The sequence below is a fragment of the Alcanivorax sp. S6407 genome (assembly GCF_023016115.1).
GTDB lineage: Bacteria > Pseudomonadota > Gammaproteobacteria > Pseudomonadales > Alcanivoracaceae > Alcanivorax.
The window spans coordinates 1-13291 of sequence record NZ_JALKBH010000002.1; the positions used below are offsets into that span (position 1 = coordinate 1).

13 protein-coding genes are annotated in these 13291 nt (G+C 59.2%); 2 read left to right on the forward strand and 11 right to left on the reverse strand.

Translation table 11 applies throughout. The features are described 5' to 3' along the window. Positions 1-297: 297 nt before the first annotated feature. The 9 genes from MWU49_RS03290 to MWU49_RS03330 form a co-directional block, all read right to left on the reverse strand. Positions 298-519 carry a hypothetical protein gene (locus MWU49_RS03290; protein ID WP_246968099.1) on the reverse strand — a complete coding sequence of 74 codons (222 nt, stop codon included), beginning with the start codon at positions 517-519 and terminating at the stop codon, positions 298-300. A gap of 41 nt (positions 520-560) precedes the next feature. Beyond that, a complete protein-coding gene (gene murB / locus MWU49_RS03295) occupies positions 561-1580 on the reverse strand; it encodes a UDP-N-acetylmuramate dehydrogenase (protein ID WP_246968103.1) in 1020 nt (339 codons plus the stop codon). Beyond that, positions 1577-2050: a low molecular weight protein-tyrosine-phosphatase gene (locus tag MWU49_RS03300; protein ID WP_246968106.1), complete on the reverse strand. Its 474-nt coding sequence runs from the start codon at positions 2048-2050 to the stop codon at positions 1577-1579. The genes murB and MWU49_RS03300 overlap by 4 nt, the downstream gene beginning before the upstream one ends. A 4-nt stretch (positions 2051-2054) precedes the next feature. Continuing rightward, positions 2055-2819 carry a 3-deoxy-manno-octulosonate cytidylyltransferase gene (gene kdsB / locus MWU49_RS03305; protein ID WP_246968109.1) on the reverse strand — a complete coding sequence of 255 codons (765 nt, stop codon included), beginning with the start codon at positions 2817-2819 and terminating at the stop codon, positions 2055-2057. Between the two features lie 220 nt (positions 2820-3039). Beyond that, positions 3040-4035 (reverse strand): tetraacyldisaccharide 4'-kinase, encoded by a 996-nt coding sequence (lpxK, locus tag MWU49_RS03310; protein WP_246968111.1) that lies wholly within the window; start codon positions 4033-4035, stop codon positions 3040-3042. Positions 4036-4074: 39 nt separating this feature from the next. Beyond that, a complete protein-coding gene (gene msbA / locus MWU49_RS03315; RefSeq protein WP_246968113.1) occupies positions 4075-5817 on the reverse strand; it encodes a lipid A export permease/ATP-binding protein MsbA in 1743 nt (580 codons plus the stop codon). After that, positions 5814-6239 (reverse strand): biopolymer transporter ExbD, encoded by a 426-nt coding sequence (locus tag MWU49_RS03320; RefSeq protein ID WP_246968115.1) that lies wholly within the window; start codon positions 6237-6239, stop codon positions 5814-5816. The genes msbA and MWU49_RS03320 overlap by 4 nt, the downstream gene beginning before the upstream one ends. Further along, positions 6236-6865, reverse strand: coding sequence for a MotA/TolQ/ExbB proton channel family protein (locus MWU49_RS03325; RefSeq protein ID WP_246970701.1), 630 nt, complete (start codon positions 6863-6865; stop codon positions 6236-6238). Before MWU49_RS03325 ends, MWU49_RS03320 begins: the two co-directional genes overlap by 4 nt. A gap of 48 nt (positions 6866-6913) precedes the next feature. Then, positions 6914-9145: a DNA internalization-related competence protein ComEC/Rec2 gene (locus tag MWU49_RS03330; protein WP_246968117.1), complete on the reverse strand. Its 2232-nt coding sequence runs from the start codon at positions 9143-9145 to the stop codon at positions 6914-6916. 249 nt (positions 9146-9394) lie between these two features. Here MWU49_RS03330 and MWU49_RS03335 point away from each other — a divergent pair, with 249 nt between their 5' ends. After that, positions 9395-9991 (forward strand): DUF2062 domain-containing protein, encoded by a 597-nt coding sequence (locus MWU49_RS03335; RefSeq protein ID WP_246968119.1) that lies wholly within the window; start codon positions 9395-9397, stop codon positions 9989-9991. 180 nt (positions 9992-10171) lie between these two features. On the opposite strand, the gene lolD is transcribed toward MWU49_RS03335, so the two are convergent. Continuing rightward, complete coding sequence (lolD, locus tag MWU49_RS03340) at positions 10172-10861, reverse strand: lipoprotein-releasing ABC transporter ATP-binding protein LolD (protein WP_246968121.1); 690 nt, start codon at positions 10859-10861, stop codon at positions 10172-10174. Continuing rightward, the gene (locus tag MWU49_RS03345) at positions 10854-12089 is read right to left on the reverse strand and encodes a lipoprotein-releasing ABC transporter permease subunit (protein ID WP_246968123.1); all 1236 of its coding nucleotides are present in this window, start codon (positions 12087-12089) and stop codon (positions 10854-10856) included. Before MWU49_RS03345 ends, lolD begins: the two co-directional genes overlap by 8 nt. Before the next feature lie 180 nt (positions 12090-12269). Between MWU49_RS03345 and MWU49_RS03350 the strand changes: the two genes are divergently transcribed. After that, a complete protein-coding gene (locus tag MWU49_RS03350) occupies positions 12270-13277 on the forward strand; it encodes a hypothetical protein (RefSeq protein ID WP_246968125.1) in 1008 nt (335 codons plus the stop codon). Positions 13278-13291: the final 14 nt, after the last annotated feature.

A 13291-nucleotide genomic window follows, 5' to 3' on the forward strand; every position in this document is an offset into this window, starting at 1 on the left:
CGGAGCCAGATCTACAGCACAGGATCTATGTCCTCAGGAGCCTGCCAGGCTTCAGCCCGACCCGTGAGTGCTGGTAGCTAATCAGCACTCGTGGAGAGATACAAGGAGCCTGCCTGCAGGCGATCCGAGCCAAAGCGAGGTAAGGATTCCAGATGCGAGTTTCGAGTACCGAGTTTCGAAGATCAAAAAACGACAACCAGGCACGGGGTTTAAGGTTTTGCCTTTCGAAACTCGCTTCTCGTAACTCGAAACGCATTTCCTCGGCCTGGCAAGGATTCCAGAAGCGAATCTCGAGTTTCAGGTGCGATGGAAAGGATAGCCTGGATGCTGCATCAGCAACGGCCGGGGATCGCGATCATGAGGTAATCGGGTAAAGAGGATCTCGGGGTGATCCGCCAGGCTGCCAACACAAAGGCGGCACTCGCCGACTTCGGGTGCAGACCCTTCCACATAGCGTACCCGGTGACGGCCCGAGCCACGGTTGCTGGACACCTGAAAGACTCGATCACGCTCACTCATGGCACGCCTCTCCTTGGGACAAACCGTTGGCCCCGCTCTGTTCAGGGTAGCACAACCGGCTCCTGCTCCAGCTGCACACCAAAGCGTTGCCAGACGTCCTGCTTGACGGCAGCAGCCAACGCCAGCACATCAATAGAGGTGGCGCCGCCGTGATTGACCAGCACCAGCGCCTGCTCGCTATGCATGCCGACCGGCCCCAGCCTTTTACCCTTCCACCCCGCCGCCTGAATCAACCAGCCTGCCGCCAGCTTCACGCCTTCAGCTTGGGGATAGGCAACAAGCTGCGGAAATGCCGCCGTCAGGCTCTGGGCCTTCTCTGCAGACACCACCGGGTTCTTGAAGAAACTGCCGGCATTGGCCAGCACGGCCGGATCCGGGAGTTTGCTCTGGCGGATGGCGATGACCTGCTCGCGTACTGCAGCAGCGGTCACCGCATCAGCGGGCAGGTCATTAAAATGCTGCTTAAGCGGGCCATAACTGATGTTGCAGCGGGCTTGCCGGTTCAATTTGAGCTCAATGCCGGTGATGATGAAACGGCCCTTGTCGCGGCCCTTGAAACGACTGTCCCGGTAGGCGAAATCACATTCTTGCGCCGAATAATGGCTAACCTTGCCGGTAGCGATTTCCATCACCGTCACCTGCTCCAGCACCTGAGCAAGCTCCACTCCGTAGGCACCGATATTCTGGTAAGGAGCGGCACCGGCAGTGCCGGGAATCAGGGACAGGTTTTCCAGTCCTTGCCAGCCCTGCTCCACCGTCCAGGCCACCAGATCATCCCAGTGCACGCCGGCGCCCGCCGCTACCCAGACATGCTCCTGGTCTTCCCGAACCTTGATCATGCCATCAAGAGCCAGGGCAATCGTCAGCCCGGGTAGATCGTCCTGGATAACCAGATTACTGCCCTCGCCGATCACATGAACGGGCGCTTGCGGGTCCCGCTCCGCCAGCACCTGCTCCAGCTCATCCAGGGTTTGCGGACGCACCAGACAGGTCGCCCGCGCTGGCAACCCCAGGGTATTAAGGCCGGAAAGGTCAGCATTGTGCTCCAGCAATGGACTCACAAGCGCTCCCGCAAGGCCTCAAGCAGGCCTTCCGCTCCCTCTTCCACCAGATTCAATACCTGGGCAAAGCCATCCTCACCGCCGTAATAGGGATCCGGCACTTCACGGATAGAGGTGTGCGGGGCATAGTCCAGAAATCGCTTGAGTGTGACAGCGGAATCACTCGGCTGCATGGCCTGCAAGTCCACCAAATTGGCATCATCCATGGCCAACACCACATCAAACTGCTCGAAGTCGGCGGCGGAGACCTGGCGTGCCCGCAGGCTGCTCATGTCATAGCCACGGGTGGCAGCCGCATCCTGGGTGCGCGGATCAGGAGCACGGCCGATATGCCAGTCGCCGGTACCGGCACTATCGATAAGAATATGTTCTTCCAGCCCGGCAGCCCGAACACGGTCACGAAACACCACTTCTGCAGTGGGCGAGCGGCAGATATTGCCAAGGCAGACAAACAGAACTGATACCGTCACGTCATCACTCCTTTTCCTGCGCGGCCAGCAGGGCCTGAACCCGCTGCAGATCTTCCGGGGTGTCGATACCGCCGGGCACCGCCTCGCAGGAGGGCGCGATGTGTATGGATTCACCATTGGCCATGGCGCGCAGCTGCTCCAGGGATTCCAGCTTCTCCAGGCTGGCGGGCTCCCAGGTCACATAACGATGCAGGAACGCCACCCGGTAGGCGTAGATACCAATATGGCGCCACCATTGGCCCCCGGAGATATCACGGCCGCCTTCGGCAAAGGCATCACGGTGCCAGGGAATCGGCGCACGGGAAAAGTACAGAGCCTTGCCATTGGCATCGAAGACCGCCTTCACCACATTGGGATTGAACAGGTCATCACTGTGTTCGATGGGCTCACACAGGGTCGCCATCTGGCAATCCGGGTTAGCGGCCAGATTGGCGGCCACCTGATTGATCACCGCGGCCGGAATCAGCGGCTCATCGCCCTGCACATTGACGATAATGTCGTCGTCCGCCAGTCCCAGTTTGACCGCCACCTCCTGCAACCGGTCCGTACCGGAGGGGTGGTCTTCGCGAGTCATGACCACTGGCACCAGCCCGTCGAGGGCAGTCTCAATCCGCTGATCATCGGTGGCCACATAGACACTGGCCGCCTCACTGCTCTGACAGCGCTCTGCCACCCTGGCCACCATTGGCTTGCCGGCAAGATCAGCCAGCGGTTTACCTGGAAGCCGGGTCGACGCATAACGCGCCGGCACCACCACATAAAAACTCATGAAAACCTCGTTAAATGAAACGCTTCATGCTGCACGCATCACGCAACATGCAGTAATGACAATCAGGAGCGAGTTGAAAGTTTAAAGTTCAAAGTTGAAACGCGAAGATAGTCCCGAGTTAGTCTGAGAGCATGGTTTTTTCGCGCTGGCCAGTGCGCGGGCAAGGCACATCCGGAGTCATCGTCCTTTCCCGCGCTTTTCAACTTTGAACTTTAAACTTTCAACTCTCCTTCCCATCCACCCCAAGCGCCCGATCCAGCATCTGGTCCAGCAGCCCGTCCGGCAATTCTGCTTCCACGGGCAGGAACCACCAGTTCGGTTCAGCAAAGGCCGCGCATTTGACTGCATCCTTCTCGGTCATCAGTACCGGCAAGCCATCGGAAAATGCCAGATCCGCCGGTTGGTAGGCATGATGATCAGGAAAGATATGAGGCTGGGCGTTCAGGCCGATGATGTTTAACAAATTGAAATAGCGGCGCGGATTACCGATCCCGGCTACGGCATGGACATGGGGATAGTCGCGCAGGAACGCCCGGACATCCAGCGTCTCACCAGTGGCGAGATTCTCGACCTCACCGGGCCGCATGATCATCGGATGCGCTCCGCTCCAGCCGCCACCGGTACTGATAACGAAATCCACTTCCTTGAGTCGTGACGGCGGCTCCCGCAGCGGCCCTTCCGGCAGGCAACGCCCGTTGCCCAGGCCTCGTTGGCCATCGATCACCACCACCTCGGCGCTGCGCGGCAGGCCATAGTGTTGCAGACCATCATCGCTGATGATCAGGTCAGGATTAACGCTGTTGATCGCCACGTCCATGGCATTGCGACGATCCGGATCGAGAATCACTGGCGCACCTGTCCGGCGGGCAATCAGCACCGGCTCATCACCCACATCCAGCGCAATGCTGTCTGCACTAACCGTGATCGGATACTGCTCCACCCGGCCGCCATAGCCCCGTGACACAACCGCGACCTTGAGGCCACGCTGTTGGGCGGCCTGCACCAGGGCGATCACCAGTGGCGTCTTGCCGGTGCCACCCACGGTAATATTACCTACCACCAACACCGGTACAGGAGGTTGCTGACGATGCTTCTGAAATTGCTCCAGACGGCGACGCGCCTCATAGGACACCAGCATGGAGAGGGGCCGCAATGGCTTCAGCCAGACACTCCCCTTGTACCAGCCCTTCTGTACCCAGTCGCTAACCTTGCTCATGGCGTGGTTCGTTCCTGACAGTTCATCTGTTTGCCCGAATCAGTCTTCGGCAAAATCCATCCGGTAAAGCTGGGTGTAGATACCATTACGCGCCAGCAATTCTTCATGGGAGCCCTGCTCCATCAACTGGCCCTGATCCAGCACGATGATGCGGTCGGCCTTTTCGATAGTGGACAGACGATGGGCAATCACCAGGGTGGTACGCCCGGCCATCACCCGCTCCAGGGCCTGTTGGATATGATGTTCTGACTCGGTATCCAGAGCACTGGTGGCCTCGTCGAGAATCAGCAAAGGGGAATCCTTGAGCAGGGCCCGTGCAATGGCGATCCGCTGACGCTGGCCGCCGGACAGTTGCACCCCATCCTGGCCCAGACGGGTATCCAGCCCATGTTCCAGCTGCTCGATAAAGTTCCAGGCATGAGCATCACGGGCCGCCTTCTCGATGGCCGCATCATCCGCACCGCGCAACTCGCCATAGGCGATATTGTTGCGCACGGTATCGTTGAACAGCACCACGCGCTGGCTGACCATGGCTATCTGATGACGCAGCTCACTCAGGTTGTACTCTGTGAGGGGCACACCATCCAGCAGGATCTGGCCATGATCGGGATCGAAAAATCGTGGCAGCATGGCACTGATGGTGCTCTTGCCCGCCCCGGAACGTCCCACCAGTGCCACCGTTTCTCCCGCCTTGATGGAGAATGTCAGGTTTCGCAGTACCGGCGACTCGGGCTCGTAACCGAAGGTCACGCCTTCAAAGGCAATATTGCCGTCAACACGATGTGCTGGACGATAACTACCGGTGTCCACTTCTGCCGGGGTGTCCAGCACCTCGAACAGACTTGACGCCCCGGTAACGCCCTTCTGTACTTTGACATTGACGTCAGTGAGCTGCTTGAGCGGCTTCTGGATCATGCCGGCAGCAGCAATATAGGAAAGGAAACCGCCGACGGTCAGGTTCTCTCCCATCAGGGTGATATACAGATAGGTAATCGCACCAATTCCGGTGGCCACAAACAACTGCACGATCACGGTGCTGGCAATCTTGCTGGCATTGAGCTTCACATTCTGTTTGGCGAAACTGCGGCTCACCGCGTGGAAGCGGTCCGCTTCCTGCTCCTGGCCACCAAAGATCTTCACCTCACCACTGCCTTCAATGGCTTCACCCAGAAAATGGGTGATATCAGACATGGAAGACTGGATCCGGCGGCTAATCTTGCGGAAACGCTTGCTGGTGATATTTACCACCATGGCCACCAGTGGCGCCACCGCCACCAGAATCAGGGTCAGCTTCCAGTTCTGCCAGATCAGGAAAGAAAACAGGCCGATCACGGTCAACCCTTCACGCACGATAACGATAATCGCATCGGTACCGGCACTAGTGACTTGCTGGGCATCAAAAATGATCTTGGACATGATGCGGCCGGACGCGTTGCGGTGGTATTCCGACTGCGGCAGCTTGAGCACATGCCCGAACACATCATTTCGCAGTACATAAACCAGCTGCTGGGCCACCCAGTTCATGCTGTAGCTGCCCATGAACTGGCCCAGACCCTGGAAGATCACCAGCACCAGTGGCGCAATCGCCACCACCATGACACGGAAATCCGTGGGATTGACGATGGTATCACCCAGATAACCGGCAAGCTGGGCACCACCGGCCTGGGTCGCCGCGTAAAGCGCGTAACCAAACACACTGATCAACAACATTAACCAATAGGGGCGAACGTAGGACAGCAACCGTTTATAGGTTGGCCACACGACCTCGGGAGCTTGACTCATTGTGCCTCGTTGGGGGATTCGCGGGTGGTGAGCGACAGCTTAACAAAACCCAGCTGCCCCGCCACATCATAGACACGGACCACAGACTGGTAGGCCACATTGGCATCCGCATAGATTTGCAATGGCATGTCTGCCTTGTCCTGGCCCAGGGCCATCAAGGCAGTGCGCAGGGCCTTGCTGTCAGACGCCGCCAGTTTTTCCCCGTTGACCAGGTAATCGCCGGTGGAGGTCACAGTCACAGTCACCTGCTCCGGAGACTGTGCCAACGCAGCGCCGTCCGCCTCCGGCAAGGTGATGGACAGCTGTGTCTTGTCATCGAAGGTGGTCGATACCATGAAGAAGATCAGCAGCAAAAACACCACATCAATCAGTGGCGTCAGATTGACGCTGATCTCTTCCTGACTGGGACGGGGGAACTTCACGCCTTCTCTCCCGGTTCCGCTTCACGGTCACCGTGTACCAGATCCACCACGTGCACCGCACTCTGCTCCAGCTCCACGGTAATTTCTTCCACCCGACGCACGAAGAAGCGATGAAAAAAGATCGCAGGAATAGCCACCACCAGGCCTGCAGCCGTGGTCAGCAATGCCTGGGAAATACCCCCAGCCAGCTGGGCCGCATCACCGGTGCCATGAATCATGATGGCGGCGAATACATCAATCATACCGACCACGGTACCCAGCAAACCGAGCAGCGGCGTGATGGCAGCGATGGAACCCAGGGTACTGAGGAATTTTTCCAGTTCATGAATCACCCCGGTGGCGGATTCCTGGATGCTTTCCTTCATGATGTCGCGGCCATGTTTGGCATTGGACAGTCCGGTAGCCAGAATACGGCCCAGCGGAGAGCTGTCACGCAACTTGATCAGATTGGCCTCATTCAACAGACCACGCTTGAGCAGGGTTTGCACCTGCGGGACCGTATCGGCCGGTGCCAGCTTGCTCGGACGCAACGTCCAGAAACGCTCAACCACGATGGCCAGCGCCACCACTGAACAGATCAGGATCGGGAGCATCATCCAGCCCCCGGACTGCAAAAGATCCTGCACCTTGTCTCTCCCCTTGATTACTACGTTGTCCACACGGACACAGTCGGGTTACCAGAAACGCCAGCCGGCCGGTTGCTGCCAGGGCCGCATAACATGCTGACGCCATTTTGTTATAAGCGGGTCATTATCGTGGTGGTCCCCGCGAAACACAATCATGCCGTCCCGGTCGGTACGCAGAACTGTGACTCCCGACGCCGACAGACGGTCCAGCACCTCGGCGTGAGGATGACCAAAATAATGACGATAGCCGGCACTGGCCAATGCCCAACCTGGCTCTACCTCACGTAACAGCGCTGCCGAAGTACTGGACTTACTGCCATGATGGGCCAGTATCAGAAGATCGGCTGCTGGCCAGCGACCCAGCATCCGGTATTCCACATCCCGACCGATATCCCCGGGCAACAAGGCACGCCAGCCATTACCCTCCACCAGCAACACGCAGCTGGCGTCATTACCCTGCTGACCGGTGTCTGGGGGCCACAACACAGAAAAAGTCACACCGTCCCACTGCCACTCATCACCGTCAACGCAGGGCTCACTTCCCGGCACACGATCGGGCTCACCACTCAAGCGGGAAATCTGCGCGGCAAAGTCCCGGTTACCTCCGGCATGATCATTATCACCATGACTGATCACCATCCGATCCGCTGACAGCCGGTAACGGGATAACCAGGGCAGGATGATGGATTTCGCCATGCTGCCGCCGGGCCACGAAGCACCGGTGTCATACACCAAGACATGCTCCCGGGTACGCACAACCAGCGCCAACCCCTGCCCCACATCAAAGGCGGTAAGCTCCCACTGGCCCTGCGCCAGTGGCGGTAATGACTGAGTCAACCAGGGCAACAACCACAATGGCAGCAGCCGACGGGGAAACGGCAACGCCGGTAAAAGCAGCAGAAACAGACCCGCCATCAGACACAGGGCACTGGACAAGGTTGGCAATGGCAGTCCAGCCGAGAACGGCCGCGCCAATCCGGACAGCCACTCCATGCCCAATACAGACAGCTCGACCCCCGCCCCCGCTCCTTCCAGCAGGAAATCCAGCCCGGTCACTGTGCCCAGCAGCGTGAGCGGAATGACCAGCAGGGAGTACAGCGGGATCAGCAACAGATTGGCCAGCGGCGATACCAGCGACCACTGTGCAAACAAGGCGGCTGACAGCACCGTCATGATTACCGGCAATAACAACATCAACCGCCGGCCACCGTGGCCTGTCATCAGCAACGCAATCACCGCCACCGCGGAGAACGACAACCACAGGCTTTCCGACAGGGCCGCCAGCGGATTCATCAATAGCACGATCAGCAGGGCCCAACCCAGGCTGGCCCAGAGACTGAACTGACGCCGCAGCATGACGGCCAGCGCCACCACCAACAGCATGATCAGGGCTCGCTGGGTGGGCAGGCTGAAGCCGGCCAGGGCGCTATAACCCACTGCCGAAGCCAACGCAGGCAGCCAGCCCAGTTGTTGCTGGGTAAGCCGGCGCGACAGCGGCAACATCGCGTGACACAGTGGCGCCAGCAGGAAACGCCCCAACCACCACACTGCTCCGGCAATGATCGCCACATGCAGGCCGGAAATCGCCAGCAAATGAGCCGCCCCGGTGGCCTGGAATCCCGCCAGCAAATCACCATCCAGCCCAGCGCGATCACCTACCACCAGAGCAGGCAGCACAGCCCGCGCTGACGGTGAGTTCGCCACACTGTCGGATAGTTCCTGCGCCAGCTGCTCCCGCCAGGCCAGCAGCCCGCCGCCGGAATCGATTCGTTTACCTCCCTTGAGGGTAGCGCGGGCCGCCACTGTCGCAGCCAGATCATGGCGGGCCAGGTCCAGTCCTGTGACGTTGTACAGGCCCCGGCCGGTTTTCAGTTTCAATTGCAATTGCAGGCGATCACCGGCGTAGAATCTTGAGGGAAAATCATAGCTGCTGACCCGAATACGATGGCGACCCGGCCAGAGCGGATGGGGCTCAGTATGAAAAGTGAAATGCTGTTCCTGCTGCCAGCGGCCGAATCGATAGCGCTGGCGGTTTTCCGGCAGCGTCACCACCTGCCCGACAAAAGTCAGTGTCTTCCCCTCAAGATCTGGCGAAAGGCGCTGCTGCAGGCCCGTCTGGAATTGCCACACGCCATAGAAGCACGCCAGCGGCAACAACAACCAGGGACCGGCACGGCCACGTCCCACCAACATTGCCACGATCAGACACAACAGCACTGGCCAGAGGCCTCCCGTCCCACTCCCGGCCACAATGGCCAGTGCCATTTTCCAAGGTTGCATTGCCACTCCCGGAAACGAATCCCGCCGCAGGTGTATGCCTTTTCACTTCGAGTGGGCATAATAGCCAGCCGCAGGCATTAGCCGGGTACGACTTTGTCTCGACCTGCTGCCAGCCATTCGCTACAACGCCGCGGCATCATCACGGCAACACAACCAAGGTCTGATAGCCTGTACAGGCAAACCCTGACAGTCTGGACCCACAAACCGGAACGCCCTCACCCGACAGTGATGGCCAGCAGATGCGAATACATGCCTAGAAGGATTTTTCGTAAATACCTGCCCAAACCGGAACGACTGCGCGAGCACAAGTCGTTGAGTTTTCTGGGTGAGGTACTCTCTGATCCCAACCTCTGGCACATCAACCGCCGGTCTCTGGCGGGTGCTGCCTTTATTGGTATCTTTGCCGGTCTGCTGCCCATCCCTCTACAAATGGGGCTCGCGGCTCTGCTGGCAGTGCGTTTTCACTGCAACCTGCCGCTCTCCATCGTACTGGTGTGGATTTCCAACCCGGTCACCTATGTACCGATCTTCTACTTCAATTATCGTATTGGCGCCTGGCTTCTGGGCATGCCCCCCCACAGTGGTGATGCCATTACCGTGGCCTGGTTTGTGGAGCAACTGGTACCGCTGTGGATGGGATCGGTATTGAGTGCGGTGGTGTTTGGCGGCGCCGCCTACATCACCGTAAAGGTGGCCTGGCGACTGGCTGTGATTCGCAGCTGGAACCTGCGCGCCCGCAATCGCGAGCGCATCCAGCGCCGGGAAGCTCGCAAGGCGGAGAAGGCAGAGAAGGCGCAGGAGAAAATGCAGGAAGAGCAACAGAAAGACGACAGTCCTGAACGCTGAGACAGGGCCCGCTTCGCGGCTGCAACACGCTTCACGCAACATGCACCACGCAAGGATCAAAAGCTGATTTACCACATAGCTCACAGAGCCTACAGAGGATAAGAAAATTCTTTTCTGTGTGGGCTGCGGTAAAGAGTCTCTTGAATTTTGGTGCCGGGATAACCGGTCTTGCCGAGCTCTCTAAAGACGGCTCAGCAGGCCATCGTGCAACTCATACTGTTGCGGGCAACGGGCGGCAAACTCGCGGTCATGGGTGACAATCATGAACGCGGTATCCAGAGACTCGTTCAGATCCAGCATCAGCGCCTGTACCTGCTCGGCGGTGCGCTCATCCAGATTCCCGGTAGGTTCATCCGCCATCACCAGCGCCGGCTCTGTCACCAGCGCCCGGGCAATCGCCACCCGTTGACGCTCGCCGCCACTCAATGCGGAAGGCTTGTGTGACAGCCGGTGAGCCAGGCCCACCTTTTCCAGCATGGCCGCCGCTCTCGCCTGGCAGTCCGCAGGTCGATCACCGCGTATCAGCAGTGGCATGGCCACATTTTCCAGCGCGGTGAATTCCGGCAGCAGATGATGAAACTGGTAAACGAAGCCCAGGTAGCGATTACGCAAACGTCCGGTACCCCGGTCGTTGAGGGTACTCAAATCGTTGCCGGCGATGCTCACGCTGCCCCGGGTGGCACTATCGAGCCCACCCAGCAAATTCAGCAAGGTGGACTTGCCCGATCCTGACGCCCCTATGATGGCCAGGATATCGCCCTTCTCTACGGTCAGATCCACCCCGCGCAGCACTTCCAGCTCGCTGGGGCCTTCCTCATAACACTTCACCAGTTGGCTTGCCTGTAGCACAGGCGCAACAGCATTACTCATAGCGCAGAGCCTCCGCAGGCTGAACCCGGCTGGCTCGCCAGGATGGATAGAGGGTGGCCGCAAAGCTGATGAACAAGGCGATGGAAACGATGGTGGTCACATCCCCCCACTGCAGCTCTGAAGGAAGATAATTGACGAAATAGGCATCAAACAGACGGGTGTTGAAGGTTCGCTCGATCCACTCCGCCAGGTTGCTCACGTTAGTGGCCAGCAACACGCCCAGCAAGGTACCCAGCAAGGTGCCTACTACCCCGATCAGGGTGCCCTGTACCATGAAAATGCGCATGATCGCCCCGGGGGAAGCCCCCAGGGTACGCAACACGGCGATATTGCCGCGCTTTTCTGTCACCAACATCACCTGGCTGGAAATGATATTGAACGCCGCCACCGCCACGATAAAGCTGAGCAGCAGCGTCATCATGGTCTTTTCCATCTTGATGGCCTGGAACAGATTACCGTGGGAGCGGGTCCAGTCGCTGGTGTAATAGCCAGGACCCAGCTCACGCTGCAGTCGCCAGCCCACCGTGGGCGCCGCAAACAAATCGGTGAGTTTCAAGCGCAGCCCCTGAACGCTGCCCGACTGGCGGGCCAGTTTGGCCGCGTCGGCTACGTTCACATAGGCGTAAAGGGAATCCACTTCCGCACGCACCCGGAAAATCCCGGTGATGGTAAAGCGTTTGAATCGTGGCATTACCCCGGCCGGCGAAATAGTGGCTTCCGGCAATACCAGGGTCACCTTGTCGCCCATATTCAGTCCCAGTCTGCGCGCCAGGCCATAGCCGATGACCATACCGAACTCCCCCGGCTGCAGGGATTCCAGCTCCCCCTGATCCATGAAGTCACCAACAATGGAAACCTTTCGCTCGGCCTGGGGCTCAATGCCATGAATCAGGGCGCCAGCCACCTCGCCACGATGAGTGAGCATGCCCTCCAGTTGCACGAACGGGGACACCGCCTCTATTTCCTTGTGGTGATCCAGGCGCTCGGCCAGAGCATGCCAGTCTTGTACCGGTTCACGGCCATGCACGGAAAGATGGGTCACCATACCAAGGATGCGGGTCTGCAATTCCCGGTCAAAACCATTCATGACGGACAACACGGTAATCAGTACCGCCACCCCCAGCATCAGGCCAAGGGCGGAGATCAGCGTGATCACCGAGATAAAACTGTTTCGGGCTCGAGCGCCGGTATAGCGCAGGCCGATATATACGGAGAGAGGTCTGAACATGGAGCGCATTTAACCCGAATCCCGGCACAAATACTACGCCCTGGCAGCCCGTTACGGCTGCGAATTCCGGCCGCATTCGTCTTTGTGAACAGGGTCTGCGCCGCCCTGCTGGCAAAATGGTTGAATAAGTGAGCCTAACTTTCTAATATCGAAAGAAAATACCTATCGCCGGGGGAAAGAATGAAAACGAGAATAATGCCGCTGCTGGCTTGTGCAGCGCTGGTGATGCCCGCTGCTGCCCTGTCGGCAGAGGTCCCCCAACGGGGCCAGTCCGAATCCCAGGTGCGCAGCAAGTTTGGTGCTCCCATGTCTACCAAGGGGCCGGTAGGCACCCCCGCCATCACACGCTGGAACTATGACGGCTTCACCGTGTATTTCGAGAATGGCATTACCCTGCACACCGTCAAGGACCGCCCCGTGCAGCAGGCACCAGACGTGGTATCCGGTACCGATGCCCTGCCTCCCATTGAAGAAATTGATCAGGCTGCCGCGCCGAGCGCTCCTGTAACAGAAGCACCGAGCGAGCCTGAAGCCGCCCCCGCCGCCAGTGGGGAAATGACATTCGATCCGGTCAGCGGCCGCTTCATGCCCGCTGGTGAGAGTGCAGCTACCGAGGCCAGCGAGCCGGCCACCGATGCTGCCGAACCGGCCGCAGAGACCTCCCCGGCCGACACTGCAGCTGGCGAGACCGCAAGCACCCCGGAACCAGCATCGGAGCCAGAACAGGCACCGGCCCCCGAACCTTCCCCAGCCCCTGCTCCGGAGCCAGAACCGGAACCCATGCCAGAACCTGAGCCTGAGCCTGAACCGGTAGCAGAACAAAAAGCCCCGGCACCGACCGTACCTGCAGAGCCGGAATCTACACCGGCCTCGGATTCGGAATTCCGTTTTGATCCCATCACCGGCCGCATCATCATTGCCGGCGAAGAAACCCCGGAAGAAGCCGCCGCCAAGGCCGAGGCCGATGCTGCTATCGCCCAGGCGAAAGAAGAAGCAGCCAAAGCCTCTGCCGAAGAAGCCGCTGCTGACAAGGCAGAAGCCAGCGCAGCAAAGGCCAAAGCCGCAGCGGAAGACGCAGCCAGTGAAGCTGAAGAAGCTGCCGAAGAGGCATCGGATGCCGCCGAAGACGCTGCTGACGATGGCGAAGGCGACGGGGGTTTCTATATTGACTGGGGCGCCAGTCAGTAGCACACTCGCGCGCA